We start from the raw sequence: 22,056 nt of genomic DNA, 5'->3' as shown, positions 1-22,056 counted from the left end.
GGTCCATGCCGTTTCCCACCGACCCGCTCGGCACGCTCATCGAGTTCAACCTCGGCGGCACCTGGACGGACGTCACACCCCAGTGTCGGCTGACAGATCCGGTCACGATCACACGCGGGCGGGGCGACGAATCCGCCCGCGTGGACGTGTCCAAGTGCCGCTTCACCATCAACAACAAGGACGGCCAGTTCAGCCCCGACAACCCGCTGTCGCCCTACTACGGGCAGATCGGCACCAACACCCCATGCCGTGTGTCCGTCCACGCGGGCAGCAATCTGCTGTGGCTCACCGGCGGGACCGACCGGGCCCGGGCGACCGATACCGCGGCGCTCCGCCTCACCGGCGACCTCGACATCCGCTTCGAGGCCCAGCTCGACGACTGGTCCGGCATCCCCTTCGCCCTCGACCTCGTCGGCCGGTGGGGCACCCCCAGCAACAAGTCCTGGCGTGTCATCGCCTTCCAGGGGCGCATCTGGTTCTACTGGACCACTGACGGCAGCACCGAGATCCTCAAGCAGTCCACCGCATCGCCGCTGATCCCGCCGTCCGGCCGGATCGCCATCCGCGTCACCCTCGACGTCAACAACGGCGCCAGCGGCAACACCGTCACGTTCTACACCTCGGACAGCATCAACGGGACCTGGACGCAGCTCGGCAACCCCGTCGTCACCGCGGGCACCACCTCGGTGTTCGCAGGGACCGCCCTCACCGACGTCGGCGCCACCTCGAACACAAGCTTCATCGACCCGTCCGGGTCCTTCTACGCCTTCCAGCTCCGCAACGGCATCAACGGTCCGGCCGTCGCCAACGTCGACTTCACCGCGCAGACCAAGGGCGCCACCTCCTTCGTCGACACCTCCGGCATCACCTGGACGCTGGACGGCGGGGCCCTCCTGACCAACCGGCGGCGCCGCTTCGTCGGCGAGATCCCGTCCTGGCCCTCCGAGTGGGCGCCGAACGGCCAGAACGCGTACACCGTGCTGGAGGCCACCGGCATCCAACGCCGCCTCGGACAGGGGCAAAAGCCCCTGGACTCCACGCTGCGCCGCCGTATCCCCACCGAGCCCACCCTCGTCGCCTACTGGCCCATGGAGGAAGGCGCCAACGCCACGCAGGCGTACTCGCCGATGCCAGGCGTGCGGCCGATGACGACCAGCGGGATCACCTTCGGCGCAGACGACTCCCTCGCCGGATCCAGCGCACTGCCCTCGATCGCCAGCCTGGCCAGCCTCACCGCGAGCGTCCCCTCACCCCCCGCAGGGCAGACCTCGTGGCAGATCGAACTCGTCTACTTCCTCCAGGCCGGGCCCGCCACCACCCGCACCTTCCTCTACTTCGAGACCAACGGCGGCGTCCGCACCTGGCGCCTGATGGTCAACGCGGGCGGCGCCGAGATCCACGCCTACGACCCCGACGGCACCGAGATCCTCAACCAGGGCGTGTCGACCACCACCATCTACAACCGCTGGACCCGCTGGCGGTTCACCGCGACCCAGAACGGCGGCAACGTCGACTGGGTCAGCCTGTGGATCCCGATCGGAGGGTCCGGCGGCCAGGTCTCCGGCAGCCTCGCCGGGTCCGTAGGCCGCGTCACTGGCATCCACGGGCCGCCCGGCGGCTACGCCAGCGAGCTCGACGGCATGCGCCTGGGACACATCAGCGTGTCATCCCCCACAGGCAGCCTGATCTACAACAGCGCCGACCTCGGGTTCGCTGGGGAGACCGCGGGCGCCCGCCTCACCCGCCTGTCCGGGGAGCAGAAGGTGCCCGTGGCCGTGTACGGGGACAGCGCCCTGCAAGAGCGGGTCGGCCCGCAGCGGCCCGACATCTTCCTGACCCTGCTGCAGGATTCCGCGGACGTCGACGGCGGCATCCTCTACGAGCCCCGCCAGACCCTCGGCCTCGCCTACCGGGACCGGATCTCCCTGGAGAACCAGCCCGTCAGGCTCGCCTTGGACTACCGCGGCCGGGGGCACATCGCGCCGCCGCTACGCCCGAAGCCGGACGACCAGTCCGTTCGCAACGACAGGACGGTCACCCGCGACGGCGGCAGCAGCGGCCGGGCCGTCCTCGCCACCGGACCGCTGTCCACCCAGGACCCGCCGACGGGCATCGGCCTGTACGACGACGCGGTCACCCTCAACCTGTACAACGACGACCAGCCCGAACAGCACGCCTGGTGGAGCCTGCACCTCGCCACCTCCGGGAAGGCCAGGTTCCCTGAGGTCACGCTGCTCCTCCACAAGGCCACCGACCTCATCGACGCGGCCGCGAGCATGGACATCGGCGACCGCTTCACCATCGCCAACCCACCGCCGTTCATCCCGCCCGGCACGATCGACCAGCTCATGCAGGGCTACACCGAGGTCCTCCACGAACGCTCGTGGCGCATGACGCTGACCGGGACGCCAGCCGCGCCATGGACCGTGGCTGTCGCCGACGATCCGGATACGCGTGAGGACACAGACGGTTCGCAGCTCGCTTCGTCCGTCACGTCCACGGCCACCTCGATCAGCGTCGCGGTCACCAGCGGGCCGACGTGGACGACCGATCACGTCGAGACGCCGTTCGACGTGATGGTCGGCGGCGAGGTCATGACCGTCGCCGCACTCGGGACGGTCCTCAACCCCAACCCGTTCTTCGCCTCGGACGCCTCCGGCTGGGCGGCCGGCGGCGGCACCCTCGCCTGGTCGAACGCAGTCACACACCCCTACGTGACCACGCCGGGCGCCTGCCTGGTCACACCCGATGGGGTCACCGCGTCCGGCGGCATCGCACAGATGCCGATCTCCACGGCCGGCACGATCACGCCGGGCGCGTCGTACGTCGCGATGGGCTGGGTGTACTCCCCGGGCGGGCACTCGGACCTGCGGGCCTGCATCGACTGGTACAACTCCGCCGGCACGTTCCTGTCCAGCGGCCTCGGCAGCGGCACCGCGGTGCCAGCCGGGTCGTGGACGTTCCTCGTGCAGACCCTCGTCGCCCCAGCGTCCTCGTCCCGGGCCGCGGTCCGGGCCCGGCACGGTGGGACACCGGCGTCCTCGGCGATCTACTACGCGTGGGGCGTCCGCCTCGTCCCGGCCACATCGGTCCTGACGACGTCGCCGCAGACCATGACCGTCATCCGCTCCGTCAACGGCATCGTCAAGGCCCAGGCCTCGGGCACAGATGTGCGCCTGGCGCAGCCCGCCTACTTGGCGCTCTAGGAGGCACCGTGGCATTCACCCCGAACAAGGCTGGGCAGCGCCTCACCGCGGGGGGCATGAACCTCAACGACATGATCGGCGCGACCGTGTTCCGCGCGATCCGCGGCTCCGGGCAGTCCATCACGAGCGGCACCGAGGACGTCGCCAACGCCATTCAATGGGACACCGTTGACCTCGATCTGCTGGGCGCCTGGTCGGCCGGGTCAGCAACGCGCTGGACGGTGCCTATGGCCGGCTGGTGGCGCCTGGACGGCGCCGTGAGCTTCGTCGGCGTGACATCCCCGGCGACCCCGGGCACCCTGCGGGACGCGCTGTGGTATGTCAACGGGGCGACGGTCTCCGCAGGCCGGGCCCGGTCGTTCTCCGGGACGATCGGCACCAGCCCGATGACGGTGGAGGCCCGATCGATTCCGTACCTCCTGAACGCGGGTGACTACGTCCAGCTGATCCCGCTGCAGAACGCTTCGATCTCGGTCAACACGGGCACCGGCACCTACGCGCCGTTCATGGCGGTGACGTACGCGGGGCCTGCGTCCTGACCTTCCCCCTAAGTCGCGCCCCCGTCGTGGGGCGTTTTTTCATGCCCTGGAGGCATCGCATGCCCGAGCAACAGCCGTCCGTGGGGCGGCGCGTCCACTACGTCAGCCACGGCACGCCACCCCGGGAGGACGGCACCCAGGCATACCCGTCCGTCTGTCGGGCCGCCATCGTCACCGACGTCCCCGCGCACCTGACCGCTGAGCCCCTCGACGGCTGCCCGAACGGCACCCAGGGGCAGTGGCTCGCCTCGCTGGCCGTCTTCAACCCGACCGGGTACTTCTTCAACGAGAACGTGCCGCAGGACGAGGAGACCCACGCAGGCGGCTCCTGGCACTGGCCGGAGCGTGTGTGATGACGACTCGCACCGGACCGCAGCGCTTCCCCGGGGCCGACCAGACCCACCGGTACCAGGACGACTACCCGGGCGACGTGATGGAGGTCAACGCGGTCGTCCTCCACACCACCGAGAGCCGCACCCTCCCGGATTATGAGGGCGGCGCCACCGCGCCGAACCTCACCGCGAAGCCCGACTGCAAGGCCGAGAAGCTGGGATGGTTCCAGCACTTCGACATCGACATCTCCTCCCGCGCCCTGGAGAACCGGCCGGGCGGCGTCGAGACGAACACGCTGAACGTGGTGCAGGTGGAGCTCGTCGGTACCTGTGACCCTGAGACCCGCAACAAGTGGATCAAGCAGGGCCTCAAGCAGGATGTCGACTTCGTGTACTGGCCCGAGGCCCCCGAGTGGGCGCTCCGTGAGCTGGCGAAGTTCCTCGCCTGGGCCCACACCGAGCACGACGTGCCGCTGACCGGCCCGTCGCTGTGGCTGCCCTACCCGCGGTCCTACGGCAGCTCTGGCGGGCAGCGCATGAGCTTCCCCCAGTGGAACGCCTTCGAGGGCATCTGCGGCCACCAGCACGTCGCGGAGAACTCGCACGGCGACCCGGGCGCCCTGAACTTCGCCAAGCTGCTCGGCTACGCGCGCACCGCCGCCGGCACGCCCGTGTCCGGCACCCCGACGAAGCCCCCGGTGAAGAAGCCCCCGGCGAAGCCGAAGTACGAACCCTTCCCCGGCGCGGCCTGGTTCACCACCGGCCGCAAGTCGCCGATCGTCGCCGCGATGCACGCCCGCCTCGTCGCCGTCGGCTGCAACAAGTACAAGAGCACCGCGAACAAGGACGTCATCGGCCCCGGCGACAAGGCCAGCTACGAGGCCTGGCAGCGCGCGTGCGGCTACACCGGCGACGACGCGAAGTGGCCGCCCGGCAAAACCACGTGGGATCGCCTCAAGGTCCCGAACGTCTGACCCCGCGGGCGCGCCCGCGCCTGCGGCTCCACCTCCAGAAGGACCCCACCACCATGAAGATCTTCGGCAGAGAGCCCGTCGTCATCCTCGCCGCGATCGCGGTCTTCCTGAAGCTGCTCGCCGCCTATGGCGTCGGCGTCACCGAGACCCAGCAGACCCTCATCAACACCGTGCTGGCCTGCGCCGTCGCGATCGTCTCTGCGATCGTCCTGAAGACCGGTGCCGTGTACGCGGCGATCCTGCAGTTCGCCCAGGCCGCGCTCGCCCTGTTCGTCGGCTTCGGCCTCGACCTGTCCGCGACGCAGCAGGCCGGGTGGATGTCCCTCGTCGCCGCGGTCCTCGCCGTGATCGAACACCCCGCCGTCACCGCGCCGGTGTCCGGGCTGCCCGTGGAGCAGCGCAGCCCGATCGCTCCCCGGGGAGCCTGATGCGGTGCCCGGCGGCCCGCCGGCTCGCCAGGCGGCTGGGCCGCCGCGGCACCATGCTCAGCCTCAAGGGCCTGATCGCCCTGCTCTACGGCTACGCCCAACTGGCCGCACCCATCCCCGACACCCGCGGCCTACGCCTCGCCCTGCACCTCATGCCCATCACCGGCTGGGCCTGGGCCTGGATCACCGCGGGCACCATCGCCCTCGTAGCCGCGTGGCTCGGGCAGGACAGGGACTGGCCCGGCTTCCTCGCCGTATGGGCCGTGTCGGTGCCCTGGGCACTGTCCTACCTGGCGTCCTGGTGGCCGCTGCACGACAACCCCCGCGGCTGGGTCACCGCCGCGATCTTCGGCGCGTTCGGCCTGGTGTGCCTGGTCGCCGTCGGCTGGCCCGAGCCCAGCCGCGGCAGAACAGGGGGGCGCCGTGAGCCCTGAGATGCTGACCGCGGCGAGCGCGCTGGGGGTGGCGGTTGTCACTGCCGGGGGCGGGGTTGCCACGGTGGTCATCGGTCGCAGGCAGCCGCGTGGCCAGTCCAGGCGTGACGACTTCGCCGTGTTCACCGACCGCATGCAGCAGGAGATCAACCGGCAGGGCGCCCGCATCGACGACCTCGAAGCGGAAGCCGAGCAGCAGCAAGCCCGCATCACCACCCAGGACTTCACCATCCGGTACCTGGCCAGCTGGATCCGCGACATGGTCGGCTACATCCGCGCTTCGGGGCTGGAGCCTCCGCCGCCTCCGCAGCCCGTCCCAGCTGAGGTCCGGCCGTACCTGCATGACGTCGGTGTCTGACACGGCGCCCCCGTGTCTGGCCTACGGGCCGGATACGGGGGCGCTTTCGTCATGCCCGGGCGCGGCTACTGCCCGGCGTAGTCCTGGCCGTACGCCGCCTTCCGTAGCGCCCGCCGGAAGTCGTAGCTATTGCCGACCTCCTGCCCGTCGGCCTCGATCGCGGCCTGCAACGCGGCGGCCGCCTCCTTGCGGACGACCTGGAGCCGGTCGCCCTCGGCGCGCTCCTCGTCGCTCCACTCCAGCACGGGCGTCCCGACAGCGCGGTGGTGGGCGCCGACGGCTTCGCGGGCGGCGTCGGAGGCTCGCTGCAGCTCAGCGAGGGCGTCGGAGATGGTGATGTCGGCCATGAGCGGACCCTACGACGAGGGTCTGACAGTGCGGTCAGTCGGCTTCGGGCCGTTCGGGGAGCTGAGCGTCGGGGCGGCGGACGTACCACTCCCACAGGGCGCGCGTGATGGCCGACCGGTCGCTCCCGGCAGCGCGCGCAGCCGCGTCGAAGTCCTCGGTCAGTGCGTCGTCGATGCCGCGCACGACGCGCTGCTTGTGTTTGTGCTGATTGGCCATGAAGTAATGCTCCCAGGTGGCTTGCCACCCGTCAAAGGGTGTGCCATATTAGAGGTGGCAAGCCACCCGTGAGCTGCTAGGAGGCATACCGCATGGGGTACTACACCACTGTCACCGGAGAGTTCCAGATCGAGCCGCCGCTAACCTGGGCCGAATTCCGGGACAGTCCGTTCAACAGCACCAGCATCGACGCATGGGACGGCCTCAAGGAGGTCCGGCTTCGCGTCGTCGAAGACCGCGTCGACACCGACGAGGGGTCGCTGATCCGCAAGACGGCCGCTGCGCTCACCCCGGAGACCGATGAGGGCCGGAAGTACCACCACCTCATCGAGCACGTGCAGCAGGTCATCGACGCCTTCCCTGGCCACGCCTTCACTGGCCGCCTGGACTGTGAAGGCGAGGCAACCGGCGACCTGTGGCGCGTTGTCATCCGCGAAGGTCGCGCTGTGAAAGTCACGCCGCGCATCGTCTGGCCCGACGAGGGCTGACCCCAGCAACAGCGATGCCCCAGCCCGTCGTTACCGGGCTGGGGCATCTGTGCGTCACCTTACGCGGGCCGCATAGCCGCCGAGTCCCACCAGTAGCCGCGGACCAGCCACACCCAGCCGACCTCACTCGGCAGATAGACGTCGCACAGCATGCGGATCCGGCCGTCCGGCCAGTCCTGCCGCTGGATCACCTGCGCGTCCCGCCACACCCCGTCGATGCGGATCCGCATCCGCGGCCGCTGGGTGCCGTAGGAGCGGATGGCCGGCCCGGGCCGCTTCGCGGGATCCCACGGCGGCGCCTCGACCGCATCGGCCTCCGGGAGTGGCGCGGGGTGCTGCGTCATGCCTGGCCGCTCTCGGGCTGCTCCGTGGCCTGCTGCTCCTTGCGCTTCTTCTTGACCCAGTCGTGCATGGCTTCGATGAGCGCGTCGGAAGGCGTGCGCTCTTCTGCTGTGGCCAGCTCCTCGAACTCGTCGCGCAGTGGCTTGGGTGGTCGGAATCCCATGACCTTGGTCTGTCCGGTGGCGGGTCGGCCCATCGCTCCCCCTCGGTAAGTGTTTAACAAAATCTAGCATCCACTAGGCATGAAGGATTGACAAGTGCGCCCATGCGGGTCATTCTTGTTAAACAAGAACAGGCGACAAGCAGGGGAGACCGTAATGAGGAAGCTCAACCTCGACGAGAACAAGAAGTACGACACCGACATCTCGCGCGATGGCGGACGCACCTGGGAGGCGGGCCCCTCCGGCAGTTGCTCCGGCGCCGTCGAAGCGGCCGCCGCCTGGGCCGACCAGCACGGCCACGGCGTCCGGGCCAACGGCAAGGTCGTCGTCACCAGTGATGGACACTCCCTGTGCCGCTGGACCCCGCGCTCGTAACCAACGCCGCCCGACCCAGCCCAATAGCGATGCCCCTGCCAGGGAAAGTGGCGGGGGCATCGTCGCGTCAGTGTGCCGTCAGGCTGTGGCCACCTGCTCGGCGCGGCGGGCCCTCAGCCACTCCGCCTGGAGCCCGGCCAGTTCGTCCAGCTCGGCATTCGTCCACCCGGAGCGGCCCGCCAACAGCGCGCGGATCTGCTCGTTCACCACCGCGGCGCAGCGCGCAGGGGTCGCCGGCGGCGAGGGCTCGGGGGGCATGGATCAAGGATATGCGGCCGGTGTGACAGTGGGGTATCCGCAGGTCACGACCGGCATATGTCAGTCCTCGGCTGGCGGCTCGTCCGCGACGAACGTCCCGATGCCGGTCTCGCCGCGCAGCCAGCCCTCGTTCCGCAGGTACGCCAGCGCCTTCTGGCTCGTCGATGTCGCAATGCCCAGCTCGGTCGCCAGCTCCAGCGTCGAGGGCACGCGGGCGCCCGGCGCGTAGGTGCCGTCCTTGATACGGGCGATGACGATCCCGGCGACCTGCCGCCACACCGCCCGGGTGCGATCGAGATCCGTGCTCATGCAGGTGACCGTAGGTTCCCGCACCATGCCGTGCGACCGCAGCATCCCTCGTCAACCCGCGGTAAGGCGCGGTAAGGTCGAACCAGGAGAAAGCCCCGCAGCCGCTCACGACGGCCCGGGGCACGGTCGACCGGATAGGGGGCCGACATGGCTCACGGTACCGCCCACGGCAGCTCGCGCGTAGCTGCCCAACTCACCCGGCTTGAAGGCGCTGCACAGCGCACCCATCGCCTGTATCTCGACCACTTGGTCGACTGCCCCGCATGCCATGGAGAGGCCCGGTGCGGCCTCGGCACCAGCCTGTGGAGCGCGTGGACCGAAGCCCGCGGGGGGCAGCAGTGACCGCCGGCGAGAACGGCATGCCGCGCCGCTGCGCGCGCTGCGGGAGAAGCGATACCGAGACCGTCCCGTTCATGGTCGAGAGCGGCTCCGGCCCTGGCGGCCTGGGCGACATCTGCATCGACGCGGCCGCGTGCGTCAGCCGCTCCCCCGCGCCGCGCTGGACCGCGCCCTCCTGAGACTGCCGGTCGCCTCCGACGGCAAGCACCACGGGAGGCGGACGGTACGAGCCCCTGCTACGTGCCACGCAGCAGGGGCTCACCTGCTTCGTGACGGAAAGACGCCATGACATCCCTGCGACACAACCGTCGGTTTCTCGTGACGGACCATCGGGGATTACTGGCACGTGCATCAATTGAAAAGCGAACCGACATCGGTCCCCAACGCCCGCGCAATCCGGGCCAGGACGTCGAGCGACGGTGAGTGCGTCGCGTTCTCCGTGCGCAGCACCGAGTCCCTGGAGATCTCCGCGCGGTAGGCCAGCTGTTCCTGGGTGAGCTCCGCGGCCTCGCGTAAGTCCCTGATGCGGTGACCGACCTGCCGGCGCTGGCGCATCAGCCAGGGCGGCGGAGGATCGGGTGGCACCCCTCGAATCTGGTGGCACCTTGATCGTTTGTCAGTAGCAGATCTGCTACATCAGATACGGCCGTCGCCCCGAGGACGGCACGGAAGCGGTCGGGTCATGGTGTGTACGCGCGTCCACCCGCCCGGCCGTCAGACGCCAGGCTTCGGTCAAGGCGTCCCGCCCCACCCCCGCATGGGGGTGGGGCGGTTTACCTTGTAGGCAAGAACCCCCGCTGACTCATTCAGCGGGGGTTCAGCTTCCTGCGGGGGCTCTCTCCCCAGAGGCACCCCGCAGGTACACGACGGCGCGCGTCTGGCGTAGGTGGGGAGCCCGCCAGCCCCGTCGAGATCGTCATGCTACGTCACCCCGTGATCGTTCACATTAACTCGAACGGGTGACCTGCCGAGCATGATCAAAAGGGGATGTGGACTCTATGCGGACTCTGATCATGCAAACACCCCCCGGGATGATCTCCCGGAGGGTGTCTGACCTGCTGTGGAGCCTAGGGGAGTCGAACCCCTGACATCCGCCATGCAAAGACGGCGCTCTACCAACTGAGCTAAGGCCCCGTGCCGCAGACCAGCGTACCGGCTGCCGCGACGATCACCGACCGAGTATCCGTGTCCGTAGGATGACGGGCAAGTTCGCGGCCGCAAAGGTCACCCGTCAGGAGCCCGCATGGACATCTCCCCGCAGGATGCCACCGCACGCGCCCGGGAGATGCAGCGCACCTGGTACGGCGAACCGCTCGGGGCGCTCTTCCGGCGGCTGATGGCCGATCTGGGGCTCAACCAGGCCCGGCTGGCCGGGGTCCTGGGCCTGTCGGCACCGATGCTGTCGCAGCTGATGAGCGGGCAGCGGGCCAAGATCGGCAATCCGTCGGTCGTCCAGCGGCTCCAGGCGCTGCGCGAACTCGGCGCGGAGGCCGCCGGGGGGACCGTCACCGCCGACGAGGCGGCCGGCCGGATGGAGGAGATCCGGCGGTCCGAGGGCTCCCCGGTCCTCGGGACGACGCAGAGTTCGACCGGCGGGCAGCACCTGCCGCCCGCCCGCCGCGTGGTCCACGAGTTGCGCACGCTGCTGCGCGCCACGGCGCCGCCCGCCGAGATCGCCGCGGCCGCCGACGCCCTCGCCCCGGCCCACCCCCAACTGGCAGAGTTCCTCCGTGTGTACGGCGCCGGGCCCGCCGAGGACGCGGTCCTGCACTACGAGGCGCACCAGCAGCGGGACCAGGGGGCGGACGCCGGGCATGGGTGAGGTCTTCGCGGGCCGGTACGAACTGGTCGACCCGGTCGGGCGCGGCGGTTCGGGTGCGGTGTGGCGGGCCTGGGACCGGCGGCGCGGCCGCTATGTGGCGGCCAAGGTCCTCCAGCAGAGCGACGCCCACGCGCTGCTGCGCTTCGTCCGCGAACAGGCCCTGCGCATCGACCACCCGCACGTCCTCGCCCCCACGAGTTGGGCGGCCGACGACGACAAGGTGCTGTTCACCATGGACCTGGTGCGCGGCGGTTCGCTGGCGCACCTCATCGGCGACTACGGCCCGCTGCCCCCGCGCTATGTGTGCGCCCTGCTCGACCAGTTGCTGTCCGGGCTGACCGCGGTGCACGCCGAGGGCGTGGTGCACCGCGACATCAAACCGGCGAACCTCCTCATGGAGGCGACCGGCACCGGCCGCCCGCATCTGCGGCTGTCGGACTTCGGCATCGCCATGCGCAAGGGCGAACCCCGCCTGACCGCCGCCGACTACGTGGTCGGCACGCCCGGTTACTTCGCGCCCGAGCAGATGATGGGCGCCGACCCGGACTTTCCCGCCGACCTGTACGCCGCCGGGCTGGTCGCGCTGTACCTGCTGTGCGGCGCCAAGCCGGACGCCGAGGCGATCGTCACCCAGTACACCCACGGGATGCCGCGGGCGCCGCTCGGAGTCCCGGGCCCGTTGTGGGAGGTCGTCGGGACGCTGCTGCAGCCCGACCCCGAGGCCCGTTTCCGCACCGCGTCCGGCGCCCGCAAGGCGCTGGCCGCCGCCGTGGACCTGCTGCCCGCGACGGAGCCCGGCGAGGAACCGGTCGAGGTCTTCGACCAGATCGGCCCGCTGCCCGGGGGCTTCACCCCGGACGGCCCGGAGCACCCGGCGCCGGCCACCGAAGACACCGAGGACACCGGCAGTTTCCGGCTGCCGCCTCCGCTGCCGCCGACCCGGCCCCCGGTCACCCCGGCGCCCACCCGCCCGTACACGGCGTCCCCCGCCGTACCGGCCGTCGCGGTCGGGCGTCCCGGCCCCACCGCCCGGGTGGTCGTGCCCGTACTGCTGGTGGCGGCGCTGTGCTTCGCCTTCGGCATCTGGGCGGTGGCGGCCTCCTCCTGAGGCCGCGCCAGGTCACCCTGCGGCGCGCCGCCGGGCGGAGGCCGCCCACACCGCCAGGGACAGCAGCAGTACGGTCCCGGTCCCCAGCGAGGCGAACCCGGCCAGCCGCAGGGCGGATTCGCCCCCGGAGCCGTCCTCCCCGGGCAGGCCGAGGTCGGCGGTGGGGTCGCCGTCGTACCGCGGAGCGGCCCGCGCCTCGCCCTCCAGGCCGATCCGCAGCGTGACGGGAAGGGCGCCCCGTACCAGCCCCGCGACGTCCCGGTGGACGGTGACCGCCACGTAGTACGGGCCCGCGAAGCGCGCCGCAGAGACCTTGTCCAGGGACTCCCATCGGTTGGCGTAGGCGACCGTCCCGGTGGTCGCCGTGACGGAGGTCTGCCGCCCGGAGTACGAGCCGGTGGCGCCGGTGACAAATCCCCAGCGCGGGTTGTAGACCTCCAGGCGCACCCCCGAGACCGCGAAGCCCCCGGTACCGGTGACCGGCGCGTTGGCGAACTCGGCGTCGATCCATGCCTGCCGCCCCCAGTCCACGGGCACCTCGTAGAAGCAGGTCTGCCCCGGCCGCACCCGGTCCTTCCACACGCCCGCGCCGAGCCGCGCCGCCCCCGCGAAGTCGGTGCCGCCCGCGGTCCCGCGCGCGGTGCCGGCCGCGGGCGCGGGGGTCTGCGTACCCGCGCTCGCGGCGGGCCCGGGCGTGGCACCGGGGAGGAGCGCGGGCTCGGTCGTAAGGCGGATCTGCAGCGGCCACGGCGCCCGGTCCGAGGTGCCCGCGGACTTGCGGGTCACGGACAGGATGTAGGCGTGCGCCTGCTGGCACGGCTCGTCCGCACCGATCGTGCGCGTGACCCAGGTGCCCAGCGGCCGGGCGGCGCCGTCGCCGGAGAAGGTGCGGTAGGCGCTGTCGCAGCGGGTCCCGTCGGTGCTCTCCAGGCTCAGGTCGACACCGTCCCCGAACGCCACCTCGCTGCCCGGCCGGGGGAGCGCGAAGACAGCGAGGTAGGCCGAGCTCGTGGCGTCGAGCTGGACGGCGTAGCGCCGCGCGTCCTCACCCGGGGGCAGCGTGTCCCGGTAGAGCACGCCGGCCGTGAGCCCGGGGGCGTCGGCCGTGCTCGGCTCGCCCCGTACGGCCTCGCCCCGCGGCTGCCAGGACGGCGCGGCGGTGTCGGCGAAGGCCGCCGCCGCGGGGCCGGCCGGCAGCAGGAGCGCGGCCACCAGGACCGCCACCGCCTTGCGGATCACGCCGGGTCCCTCCGCCGCCCGCCCGGTGCGGCCGGCGTCGCACCGGTGCCGGTGCGCTGACCGGGCGTCAGGCCGGGCGCCGTCCGCGCCAACTGCCGTACGGGCGCTGCCGCGTCGTATGAGCCGTCGCCGGGGCCGGGGCCCGCGGTGGTGTCCCGCCGGGCCCGTGCGCCCCCCACAGCGGCTCCCAGGGCCGTCCTGCCCCGGGGGCAGCGGCCGCCCGGCCGCGGCCGTTCTCGTCGCATGTGCCGTTCCCCCTCGCACATCGTCGGCTGCGGCGACGCTATTGATTTGCGAGAGCAAATACAAGGGGATCCCGTCACGGTCGCACAACGGCGAAGCCCCGGCCACACCGTGGCCGGGGCTTCGGGAATCCTTGTGTGACGCGGGCCTTGCCCGCCTCAGACGCTCGCGCCGGAACCGGCGGGAACGGAGTCGGTCGCCTCCGTCCACAGGTCCTGCTCGGCGCGGTCCGCCTGGATCTGGCGGTACACGAGAAGACCGCCGATGGCGGCCAGTGCGACCAGGAGCAACTTCTTCACCGCGCGACCTCGTCCTTCTTGCGTGGGGGTCCTCCGACCAGCCCGACTATACACACCGGTCGATATCGAACGGTGATCTGTCTATCCACCCCAACGGTAGTACGCGAGGTGAGGAAACGGTCCGTCCGAATGAAAGCCGGACCCCGCCCAGGTCATCGGGGGCGGCCTTCCCGCCGGTGGGACGCCGTCCTTGCCGGGGCGGTTCCACGGGAAACCGGCGCCGCGGCCCGGACCGCGCCGCGGCGGACGCAACAGGGCCCGCTTGACGAGCGGTTGGACGGCGCCGCGAAGTCGTCCGGCGAGCCGCCCGGCGGTGGAGACGTCACCGGCCGGGGAGACGCGCAGGCATCCTCAGCTCCACCACCACGGGGCCCACGCCGCCGGGGCGTGCCCGATGCGCACGTACAGCGTCCAGGCGGGCGTCGTCGCCAGGACCGGCGCGACCAGCCCGGCTCCGGCCACCTGACCGCGGGCCGCCCGCCGGGAGGCCAGGAGGCCCCAGGAGGCCGGCGGGAATCCGGGGAACGGGCCCGGAAATGCCGAAGGGCCCCGGGAGATTTCCCGGGGCCCTTCACGCTGGTGGGGCTAACAGGACTTGAACCTGTGGCCTCTTCCTTATCAGGGAAGCGCTCTAACCGTCTGAGCTATAGCCCCGCGCTGCGTCGCGTTGAAAGATTAGCGCACACGGGGCCATGTCCCAAAATCGGTTACTCGTCCTCCGCCAGGGTCAGCTCGACGCCGCCGACCAGGCCCGCCGACATGTTGTAGATGAAGGCGCCCAGCGTGGCCAGGGCGGTGGCCAGCACGACGTCGATGACGGCGATGACCGAGGTGAAGGTCAGCACGCGCGACAGCGACAGGAACGACACCAGGTCGAAGCCGCCGTCCGAGCCGGACGAGGTGGCCTCGCTGAGGGTCCCGCCGACCGTGCTGAAGACGCCGATGGTGTCGAGCACCATCCACAGCACGGCGACCGCCACGATCGTGCAGACACCCAGGGCGATGGAGAGCAGGAAGCTGACCTTCATCACCGACCACGGGTCGGCCTTGGCCACCCGCAGCCGTGCCTTGCGGGTCCGCGGGACCTGCCGGGCCGCCGGACGCGGCTGGCGGACGCCAGCGGTGGCCGGAGGGCCTGCCGGGGGCGCGTACGCCTGCGGCGGCTGGTGCGGGCCCTGGGGGGCCTGCTCGACGGCGCCGGGCACGGCCCCGTAGGTCTGCGTCTGCTGTCGCACCGCGTGCTGGTGGTGCGGCGGACGGGTGTCAGTCACGGTGGTTCCCCCCTGATGCGGGCCGCTGTCCGTACGTGAGCCAGGGGCACCACCGATCGCGTCCGGAGCCGCAGCCGGCATCGGCTGCGCCCCTTCCGCTCCCGTCCCACCCGCGGCGCCCTCGGCTCCACTCACGGCTACTTACTCCTCCGACTCGGCAGCCGCGGGCTGCTCGCCCTCGGCCTCTTCGGCGGCGACGACCTCTTCGGCCTCCGCCCCCGCCTCGGCATTGCGCGCGATGCCCACAACGGCATCCTTCTTGCCGAGATTGATCAGCTGGACGCCCATGGTGTCACGCCCGGTCTCGCGGATCTCGTTGACGCGGGTGCGGATCACTCCGCCGCCGAGTGTGATGGCAAGGATCTCATCCGTTTCCTCGACCACCAGCGCCCCGACCAGTGAACCCCGGTCCTCGACGATCTTCGCCGCCTTGATGCCGAGTCCGCCGCGGCCCTGGACCCGGTACTCGTCCACACTGGTCCGCTTGGCGTACCCGCCATCAGTGGCGGTGAAGACGAACGTACCCGGTCGGACGACATTCATCGAGAGCAGTTCGTCCCCTTCGCGGAAGCTCATGCCCTTCACGCCCGATGTGGCCCGGCCCATCGGCCGCAGCGATTCGTCCGTCGCCGTGAAGCGGATGGACTGCGCCTTGCGGCTCACCAGGAGCAGATCGTCGTCCGGTCCGACCAGTTCCGCGCCGATCAGCAGGTCCTCGCCGCCGTCCTCGGTCTCCCGGAGGTTGATCGCGATGACACCGCCGGAACGGGGCGAGTCGTAGTCCTTCAGCGGGGTCTTCTTCACCAGGCCCGAACGGGTGGCCAGCACCAGGTAGGGCGCCGCGTTGTAGTCGCGGATGGCCAGCACCTGGGCGATCTGCTCGTCCGGCTGGAAGGCCAGCAGGTTGGCCACGTGCTGCCCGCGGGCGTCGCGGCCGGCGTCCGGCAGCTCGTAGGCCTTGGCGCGGTAGACCCGGCCCTTGTTGGTGAAGAACAGCAGCCAGTGGTGCGTGGTGGTGACGAAGAAGTGGTCGACGATGTCGTCCTCCTTCAGCTTCGTGCCGCGCACCCCCTTCCCGCCGCGCTTCTGGGAGCGGTAGTCGTCGGTCTTGGTGCGCTTGACGTAGCCGCCGCGGGAGATCGTGACGACGATGTCCTCCTCGGCGATCAGGTCCTCGATGGACATGTCGCCGTCGAAGGGCACCAGTGCCGAGCGCCGGTCGTCGCCGAACTTCTCGACGATCGCCGTCAGCTCCGTGCTGATGATGCCGCGCTGCATCTCGGGCGAGGCCAGGATGCGGTTGTACTCGTTGATCTTCGCCTGGAGCTCGTCGTGCTCCTGGACGATCTTCTGCCGCTCCAGGGCCGCCAGACGGCGGAGCTGCATCTCCAGGATCGCGTTGGCCTGGATCTCGTCGATCTCCAGCAGGCCCATCAGGCCCTCTCGCGCGACGTCGACCGTCGCGCTGCGCCGGATGAGGGCGATGACCTCGTCGATCGCGTCCAGGGCCTTCAGCAGGCCGCGCAGGATGTGGGCGCGCTCCTCGGCCTTGCGCAGCCGGAAGCGGGTCCGGCGGACGATGACCTCGATCTGGTGGGTCACCCACTGCTTGATGAACTGGTCGAGCGAGAGCGTGCGCGGCACGCCGTCGACCAGCGCCAGCATGTTGGCGCCGAAGTTCGTCTGCAGGTCCGTGTGCTTGTACAGGTTGTTCAGCACGACCTTGGCGACGGCGTCGCGCTTCAGCACGATCACCAGGCGCTGGCCGGTGCGCGACGAGGTCTCGTCGCGGACGTCGGCGATTCCGCCGACCCGGCCGTCCTTCACCAGGTCGGCGATCTTCTGGGCCAGGTTGTCCGGGTTCACCTGGTACGGCAGCTCGGTGACGACCAGGCACTGCCGGCCCTGGATCTCCTCGACCTCGACGACCGCGCGCATCGTGATGGAGCCGCGGCCGGTGCGGTACGCCTCCTCGATGCCCCTGCGGCCGACCACGAGGGCGCCGGTCGGGAAGTCGGGGCCCTTGATGCGCTCGATGAGGGCGTCCAGCAGCTCCTCGTTCGTCGCGTCGGGGTTGGCCAGGCACCACTGGGCGCCCTCGGCGACCTCGCGCAGGTTGTGCGGCGGGATGTTGGTCGCCATGCCGACCGCGATACCGGCGGAGCCGTTGATCAGCAGGTTGGGGAAGCGCGACGGCAGGACCGTCGGCTCCTGGTTGCGGCCGTCGTAGTTGTCCTGGAAGTCGACGGTCTCCTCGTCGATGTCCCGGACCATCTCCATCGACAGCGGCGCCATCTTGCACTCGGTGTACCGCATGGCGGCCGCCGGGTCGTTGCCGGGCGAACCGAAGTTGCCGTTGCTGTCGACCAGCGGCATGCGCATCGACCACGGCTGCGCGAGGCGGACCAGCGCGTCGTAGATCGAGGAGTCGCCGTGCGGGTGGTACGTGCCCATGACGTCGCCGACGACGCGGGCGCACTTGTAGAAGCCGCGCTCGGGGCGGTAGCCGCCGTCGTACATCGCGTACAGCACGCGGCGGTGGACGGGCTTGAGTCCGTCGCGGACGTCGGGCAGCGCGCGGGAGACGATGACGGACATCGCGTAGTCGAGGTAACTGCGCTGCATCTCCGTCTCGAGGCCCACGGGCTCGATCCGCATGGTGCCCGTCGCGGCGGCGCCCTCGGGCGTGACGGGGGTGGGGGAATCCCCGCCGGAGGCAGGGGAGGTGTCGTCGGCCATTGCTGGTCAAAGTCCTTTCGAGCTGCGGCTGATGGGGGCCGACTCAGATGTCGAGGAAGCGGACATCCTTGGCGTTGCGCTGGATGAAGGAGCGCCGGGCCTCGACGTCCTCGCCCATCAGCACCGAGAAGAGGTCGTCGGCGAGGGCCGCGTCGTCCAGGGTGACCTGGCCCAGCACACGGTGGTCGACGTCCATCGTGGTGACCCGCAGCTCCTCGGCGTTCATCTCGCCGAGGCCCTTGAAGCGCTGGATCGAGTCCTCGCGCACGCGCTTGCCGTTCTGCCGCCCCAGCTCGATCAGGGCGTCGCGCTCGGAGTCGGAGTACGCGTACTCGAAGTCGTCCCGGCCCCACTTGATCTTGTAGAGCGGGGGACGGGAGAGATAGACGTGACCGGCCTCGACCAGCGGCCGCATGAAGCGGAACAGGAAGGTCAGCAGCAGGGTGTTGATGTGCTGCCCGTCGACGTCGGCGTCGGCCATCAGGATGATCTTGTGATACCTCAGCCGCGAGATGTCGAAGTCCTCGTGCACACCGGTGCCGAAGGCCGAGATGAGCGCCTGGATCTCCGTGTTCTGCAGGATCTTGTCGATCCGCGACTTCTCCACGTTGAGGATCTTGCCGCGGATCGGGAGGATCGCCTGGTACTGCGGATTGCGGCCGGACTTGGCCGAACCGCCGGCGGAGTCACCCTCGACGATGAAGATCTCGCACTTGCTCGGGTCGTTGGACTGGCAGTCGCTCAGCTTGCCCGGCAGCGACGCCGTCTCCAGCAGTCCCTTGCGGCGCGTCAGGTCGCGCGCCTTGCGGGCCGCGACGCGCGCGGTGGCCGCCTGGATCGACTTGCGGATGATGTCCGCGGCCTCGTTGGGGTTGCGGTCCAGCCAGTCCGTCAGGTGCTCGAACACGACCTTCTGGACAAAGGTCTTCGCCTCGGTGTTGCCCAGCTTGGTCTTCGTCTGGCCCTCGAACTGCGGCTCGCCGAGCTTGACCGAGATGATCGCCGTCAGACCCTCGCGGATGTCCTCGCCCGTGAGGTTGTCGTCCTTCTCGCGGAGCAGCTTCTTCTCGCGCGCGTACTTGTTGACCAGCGTGGTCAGCGCGGCGCGGAAGCCCTCCTCGTGCGTACCGCCCTCATGGGTGTGGATGGTGTTCGCGAAGCTGTAGACACCCTCGCTGTACTGGGTGTTCCACTGCATCGCCACCTCGATCGAGAGGAGGCGCTCCTTGTCCTCGGCCTCGATGTCGATCACCGAGGGGTGGACCGTCTCGCCCTTGCGCGAGTTGAGGTACTTCACGAAGTCGACGATGCCGCCCTCGTAGTGGTACGTCACCGTGCGCGGCTGGCCCTCGTTCTCCAGGTCCGCGTGCTCGGGGCGCTCGTCGGTCAGCGAGATCGTCAGGCCCTTGTTGAGGAAGGCCATCTCCTGGAAGCGCCGCGACAGCGTCTCGAAGGAGTACTCGGTGGTCTCGAAGATGTCGCCGTCGGCCCAGAACGTCACGCTCGTACCGGTCTCGGAGACCGGCTCGTTCTTCTGCAGGGGGGCGGTGGGGACACCGAGCTTGTAGTCCTGGGTCCAGCGGAAGCCCTCACGCCTGACCTCGACCGCGACCTTGTTGGACAGGGCGTTCACCACGGAGACGCCGACGCCGTGCAGACCGCCGGAGACGGCGTAGCCGCCGCCGCCGAACTTGCCGCCGGCGTGCAGCACGGTGAGCACGACCTCGACCGCGGGCTTGCCCTCGGACGGCACGATGTCCACCGGGATGCCGCGGCCGTTGTCGATCACGCGCACGCCGCCGTCGGCGAGGATCGTGACCTCGATGGTGTCCGCGTGACCGGCCAGCGCCTCGTCGACGGAGTTGTCGACGACCTCGTACACCAAGTGGTGCAGGCCGCGCTCTCCCGTCGAGCCGATGTACATGCCCGGGCGCTTGCGAACCGCGTCCAGGCCCTCGAGGACGGTGATCGCGCTGGCGTCGTACGCGCCCCCGTGCGGGGGCGCGGCGGAGCCTTCGGCTGCGGACGTATTGATCTCGTTGGGGTTGCCGGAATCGGCCACGAAGCGCCCTTTCTGGCACAGCATGAGCCGGGACCCGCGGAGCGGGAGCGGCTGCATCACTTCGACATCGATCGACGGGTCCCGCTGGGTCCCCCCGGGTGCCGGAGGCCAGGGGCGGGCGTCTTGCCACCAGTCTACCGGTAGCGCCGACATAGATGGGGCTTTGGCGGTACCTGAGTTCCCGCGTACCCGACGGAAGTGCCTCCTGCCGACTCCCTACACGCGCACCGGGTCTCAAAACCGCTCACGCGGGCGCACAGGGCTTCGACCTGATTACGCACAGCAGGTTTCCGGCCTATCCGTACGTATCGCCCGGCCCACGGCTCCCGGGAGCCCTCAGACGCCCGTACGACCGCACCGGCCCCCCCGGCCCCAGAACCTTGATCAACTTAACGGTGCCATGACCGAGATCGGCATTAAGCCTGGCCACCAGGGTCGGCGCGAGCAGCCGCAGCTGGGTCGCCCAGGCCGTGGAGTCGCATTGGACGGTGAGAACCCGCTCCTCCTCGTCGTACCGCTGCGGCTCGCAGTGCAGCGCCACGTCGGCACCGACCAATTGCGGCCAACGGCCCATCACCCCGCCCACGGCCGCCGGCGCCTCCCAGCCGCGCTCGGTGATCAGCCGGTTGATCGCCGCCCCGAGCGGCAGCGGATCGCGGCCGTCGGCCCGGGCGCCGCTGCGCAGCCCGCCGCGGCGGGCCTGCTTCTTCTGCTGGGCCGCGGCGCCCTTGGCGCGCGCCTGCTCCTTCGCCGCCCGCAGCGCCACACGCGCCAGGTCGACGCCGGACAGCGGCCTGTCCTGCGCGGGAGGTTGTGCCTGCTGCTCGCTCATACCCGCTCCACGCCGCCGCTCTCCACCGCGTAGCGGGCGCCGATCAGCACGCCCGGCACGTCGTCGTCCACAGCCGCCGTCACGAGCACCTGCTCGCCGGGGGCCACCAGTTCCGCCAGGCGGTCGCGGCGCCGGGCGTCCAGCTCCGCGAAGACGTCGTCGAGCACCAGTACGGGCTCGCCGCCGTCCGCGCACAGCAGCTCGTACGAGGCCAGCCGCAGTGCCAGGGCGTACGACCAGGACTCCCCGTGGCTGGCGTACCCCTTCGCGGGGAGCCGGCCCAGATTGAGGGACAGGTCGTCGCGGTGCGGGCCGACCAGGGTGACCCCGCGCTCGATCTCCTGCTTGCGGACCTCCCCCAGGGCCTCCAGCAGCAGTCCGTACAGCTCCTCGCGGCCGGACGCCCCCGCCATGCGCTCACCGACCGAGCTGCGGTACTCCAGCGCGACCGGGCCCCCGCCCGGTGCCAGCTGCTCGTACGCCTTGTCGGCCAGCGGCTGGAGCGCGTGCGTGAGGTCCAGGCGCTGCGCCAGCAGCTCGGCGCCGGCCCGGGCCAGATGCTGGTCCCACACGTCGAGCGTGGACAGATCGGCACCGCGGCCGCCGTGACGGCGGGCCATGGCCGCCGACTTCAGCAGGGTGTTGCGCTGCTTGAGCACGCGCTCGTAGTCGCTGCGCACACCCGCCATCCGGGGCGCGCGGGCGGTGAGCAGCTCGTCGAGGAAGCGCCGGCGCTCGCCGGGATCGCCCTTGACCAGGGCCAGGTCCTCGGGGGCGAACAGCACGGTCCTGACTATGCCCAGCAGATCGCGCGGGCGGACCTGGGAGGAGCGGTTGAGCCGGGCGCGATTGGCGCGGCCCGGGTTGATCTCCAGCTCCACCAGCTGCTGGCGGTCGCCCTGGACCACGGCCGCCCGGACGATCGCCCGGTCCGCGCCCATGCGCACCAGCGGGGCGTCACTGGCGACCCGGTGGCTGGCGAGGGTGGCCAGATAGCCGACCGCCTCGACCAGATTGGTCTTGCCCTGGCCGTTGGGGCCGACAAAAGCGGTGACGCCCGGGTCGAGCGGGACCTCGACCCGGGCGTAGGAGCGGAAGTCGGCGAGCGACAGATGCGCGACGTGCATGGCTGTGCGACGCCTCCTTCCCTCGTGGGCGCGCTGGGCACCCGGTGGACATGACCGCCGGTGCGGCTACTTCTTGGACTCGACGGCGTGGCCGCCGAACTGGTTGCGCAGCGCGGCGATCATCTTCATCTGGGGGGAGTCGTCCTGGCGCGAGGCGAAGCGCGCGAAGAGCGACGCGGTGATCGCGGGCAGCGGCACGGCGTGGTC

26 protein-coding genes, 2 tRNA genes and 1 pseudogene are annotated in these 22,056 nt (G+C 70.6%); 12 read left to right on the top strand and 17 right to left on the bottom strand.

The genetic code is table 11. The features are described from left to right. Positions 1-5 precede the first annotated feature (5 nt). From ACIP64_RS19535 to ACIP64_RS19505, 7 genes are read left to right on the top strand one after another with little or no spacing between them, the layout of a single operon-like run. Complete coding sequence (locus tag ACIP64_RS19535) at positions 6-3,206, top strand: hypothetical protein (protein WP_401588093.1); 3,201 nt, start codon at positions 6-8, stop codon at positions 3,204-3,206. Positions 3,207-3,214: 8 nt separating this feature from the next. After that, entirely contained in the window at positions 3,215-3,745 is a 531-nt protein-coding gene (locus tag ACIP64_RS19530) for a hypothetical protein (protein WP_401588090.1), read from the top strand. A 59-nt stretch (positions 3,746-3,804) separates the two neighbouring features. Further along, the gene (locus tag ACIP64_RS19525) at positions 3,805-4,098 is read left to right on the top strand and encodes a hypothetical protein (protein WP_401588087.1); all 294 of its coding nucleotides are present in this window, start codon (positions 3,805-3,807) and stop codon (positions 4,096-4,098) included. Then, a complete protein-coding gene (locus ACIP64_RS19520; protein ID WP_401588084.1) occupies positions 4,098-5,051 on the top strand; it encodes a peptidoglycan-binding protein in 954 nt (317 codons plus the stop codon). The genes ACIP64_RS19525 and ACIP64_RS19520 overlap by 1 nt, the downstream gene beginning before the upstream one ends. A gap of 53 nt (positions 5,052-5,104) precedes the next feature. Beyond that, positions 5,105-5,479, top strand: a complete 375-nt coding sequence (locus tag ACIP64_RS19515) for a hypothetical protein (protein WP_401588081.1) — start codon at positions 5,105-5,107, stop codon at positions 5,477-5,479. Next, entirely contained in the window at positions 5,479-5,913 is a 435-nt protein-coding gene (locus ACIP64_RS19510) for a hypothetical protein (protein WP_401588078.1), read from the top strand. Before ACIP64_RS19515 ends, ACIP64_RS19510 begins: the two co-directional genes overlap by 1 nt. Continuing rightward, positions 5,903-6,271, top strand: coding sequence for a hypothetical protein (locus ACIP64_RS19505; RefSeq protein WP_401588075.1), 369 nt, complete (start codon positions 5,903-5,905; stop codon positions 6,269-6,271). Before ACIP64_RS19510 ends, ACIP64_RS19505 begins: the two co-directional genes overlap by 11 nt. Before the next feature lie 65 nt (positions 6,272-6,336). On the opposite strand, the gene ACIP64_RS19500 is transcribed toward ACIP64_RS19505, so the two are convergent. Next, positions 6,337-6,618 (bottom strand): hypothetical protein, encoded by a 282-nt coding sequence (locus ACIP64_RS19500; RefSeq protein WP_401588072.1) that lies wholly within the window; start codon positions 6,616-6,618, stop codon positions 6,337-6,339. Between the two features lie 34 nt (positions 6,619-6,652). Beyond that, entirely contained in the window at positions 6,653-6,835 is a 183-nt protein-coding gene (locus ACIP64_RS19495) for a hypothetical protein (RefSeq protein ID WP_401588069.1), read from the bottom strand. Between the two features lie 92 nt (positions 6,836-6,927). Here ACIP64_RS19495 and ACIP64_RS19490 point away from each other — a divergent pair, with 92 nt between their 5' ends. Continuing rightward, positions 6,928-7,323, top strand: a complete 396-nt coding sequence (locus ACIP64_RS19490) for a DUF6205 family protein (protein ID WP_401588066.1) — start codon at positions 6,928-6,930, stop codon at positions 7,321-7,323. Between the two features lie 59 nt (positions 7,324-7,382). Here the strand turns inward: ACIP64_RS19490 and ACIP64_RS19485 are convergent, their stop codons facing one another. Together ACIP64_RS19485 and ACIP64_RS19480 are read right to left on the bottom strand one after the other, a co-directional pair. Continuing rightward, complete coding sequence (locus ACIP64_RS19485; RefSeq protein WP_401588063.1) at positions 7,383-7,667, bottom strand: hypothetical protein; 285 nt, start codon at positions 7,665-7,667, stop codon at positions 7,383-7,385. After that, complete coding sequence (locus ACIP64_RS19480) at positions 7,664-7,828, bottom strand: hypothetical protein (protein WP_401588061.1); 165 nt, start codon at positions 7,826-7,828, stop codon at positions 7,664-7,666. The genes ACIP64_RS19485 and ACIP64_RS19480 overlap by 4 nt, the downstream gene beginning before the upstream one ends. 154 nt (positions 7,829-7,982) lie before the next feature. On the opposite strand from ACIP64_RS19480, the gene ACIP64_RS19475 reads away from it, so the two are divergent. Continuing rightward, positions 7,983-8,201, top strand: coding sequence for a hypothetical protein (locus ACIP64_RS19475; RefSeq protein ID WP_401588058.1), 219 nt, complete (start codon positions 7,983-7,985; stop codon positions 8,199-8,201). Positions 8,202-8,279: 78 nt separating this feature from the next. Here ACIP64_RS19475 and ACIP64_RS19470 read toward each other — a convergent pair whose 3' ends face one another. Both ACIP64_RS19470 and ACIP64_RS19465 read right to left on the bottom strand, forming a co-directional pair. Further along, positions 8,280-8,459, bottom strand: coding sequence for a hypothetical protein (locus ACIP64_RS19470; RefSeq protein ID WP_401588055.1), 180 nt, complete (start codon positions 8,457-8,459; stop codon positions 8,280-8,282). A gap of 60 nt (positions 8,460-8,519) precedes the next feature. Further along, the gene (locus ACIP64_RS19465; protein WP_401588052.1) at positions 8,520-8,768 is read right to left on the bottom strand and encodes a GntR family transcriptional regulator; all 249 of its coding nucleotides are present in this window, start codon (positions 8,766-8,768) and stop codon (positions 8,520-8,522) included. A 338-nt stretch (positions 8,769-9,106) separates the two neighbouring features. Between ACIP64_RS19465 and ACIP64_RS19460 the strand changes: the two genes are divergently transcribed. After that, positions 9,107-9,286 (top strand): hypothetical protein, encoded by a 180-nt coding sequence (locus ACIP64_RS19460; protein WP_401588050.1) that lies wholly within the window; start codon positions 9,107-9,109, stop codon positions 9,284-9,286. Positions 9,287-9,458: 172 nt separating this feature from the next. Here ACIP64_RS19460 and ACIP64_RS19455 read toward each other — a convergent pair whose 3' ends face one another. Together ACIP64_RS19455 and ACIP64_RS19450 are read right to left on the bottom strand one after the other, a co-directional pair. Continuing rightward, on the bottom strand, positions 9,459-9,692 hold the full coding sequence (locus ACIP64_RS19455; RefSeq protein WP_401588047.1) for a helix-turn-helix transcriptional regulator: 234 nt from the start codon (positions 9,690-9,692) through the stop codon (positions 9,459-9,461). Between the two features lie 476 nt (positions 9,693-10,168). Next, positions 10,169-10,241 (bottom strand) — tRNA-Ala (locus ACIP64_RS19450). 109 nt (positions 10,242-10,350) lie between these two features. Here ACIP64_RS19450 and ACIP64_RS19445 point away from each other — a divergent pair. Next, positions 10,351-10,929, top strand: coding sequence for a helix-turn-helix domain-containing protein (locus ACIP64_RS19445; protein WP_401588045.1), 579 nt, complete (start codon positions 10,351-10,353; stop codon positions 10,927-10,929). Beyond that, positions 10,922-12,037 carry a serine/threonine-protein kinase gene (locus tag ACIP64_RS19440; RefSeq protein WP_401588043.1) on the top strand — a complete coding sequence of 372 codons (1,116 nt, stop codon included), beginning with the start codon at positions 10,922-10,924 and terminating at the stop codon, positions 12,035-12,037. The genes ACIP64_RS19445 and ACIP64_RS19440 overlap by 8 nt, the downstream gene beginning before the upstream one ends. 12 nt (positions 12,038-12,049) lie before the next feature. Here the strand turns inward: ACIP64_RS19440 and ACIP64_RS19435 are convergent, their stop codons facing one another. From ACIP64_RS19435 to ACIP64_RS19395, 9 genes and pseudogenes are all read right to left on the bottom strand, one after another. Beyond that, complete coding sequence (locus ACIP64_RS19435) at positions 12,050-13,276, bottom strand: hypothetical protein (protein WP_401588040.1); 1,227 nt, start codon at positions 13,274-13,276, stop codon at positions 12,050-12,052. A gap of 401 nt (positions 13,277-13,677) precedes the next feature. Then, positions 13,678-13,818, bottom strand: coding sequence for a DLW-39 family protein (locus ACIP64_RS19430; protein WP_319132034.1), 141 nt, complete (start codon positions 13,816-13,818; stop codon positions 13,678-13,680). A gap of 577 nt (positions 13,819-14,395) precedes the next feature. Beyond that, a tRNA-Ile gene (locus ACIP64_RS19425) sits at positions 14,396-14,472 on the bottom strand. Positions 14,473-14,525: 53 nt separating this feature from the next. Beyond that, a complete protein-coding gene (locus tag ACIP64_RS19420) occupies positions 14,526-15,224 on the bottom strand; it encodes a DUF3566 domain-containing protein (RefSeq protein ID WP_401588038.1) in 699 nt (232 codons plus the stop codon). 6 nt (positions 15,225-15,230) lie between these two features. Continuing rightward, the gene (gene gyrA / locus ACIP64_RS19415) at positions 15,231-17,828 is read right to left on the bottom strand and encodes a DNA gyrase subunit A (RefSeq protein ID WP_401588035.1); all 2,598 of its coding nucleotides are present in this window, start codon (positions 17,826-17,828) and stop codon (positions 15,231-15,233) included. A 43-nt stretch (positions 17,829-17,871) separates the two neighbouring features. After that, positions 17,872-19,914 carry a DNA topoisomerase (ATP-hydrolyzing) subunit B gene (gene gyrB / locus ACIP64_RS19410; RefSeq protein WP_401588032.1) on the bottom strand — a complete coding sequence of 681 codons (2,043 nt, stop codon included), beginning with the start codon at positions 19,912-19,914 and terminating at the stop codon, positions 17,872-17,874. Between the two features lie 271 nt (positions 19,915-20,185). Further along, a complete protein-coding gene (locus tag ACIP64_RS19405; RefSeq protein ID WP_401588030.1) occupies positions 20,186-20,722 on the bottom strand; it encodes a DUF721 domain-containing protein in 537 nt (178 codons plus the stop codon). Further along, the gene (recF, locus tag ACIP64_RS19400; protein ID WP_401588027.1) at positions 20,719-21,849 is read right to left on the bottom strand and encodes a DNA replication/repair protein RecF; all 1,131 of its coding nucleotides are present in this window, start codon (positions 21,847-21,849) and stop codon (positions 20,719-20,721) included. The genes ACIP64_RS19405 and recF overlap by 4 nt, the downstream gene beginning before the upstream one ends. Before the next feature lie 66 nt (positions 21,850-21,915). Continuing rightward, positions 21,916-22,056, bottom strand: a pseudogene (locus ACIP64_RS19395) (6-phosphogluconate dehydrogenase); the annotation flags it as partial.

It is taken from the genome of Streptomyces sp. NPDC088733, from assembly GCF_044751185.1.
Taxonomy (GTDB): Bacteria; Actinomycetota; Actinomycetes; order Streptomycetales; family Streptomycetaceae; genus Actinacidiphila.
The sequence above is the reverse complement of the archived record's forward strand: the minus strand, read 5'-3'. Positions and strand labels throughout refer to the sequence as shown.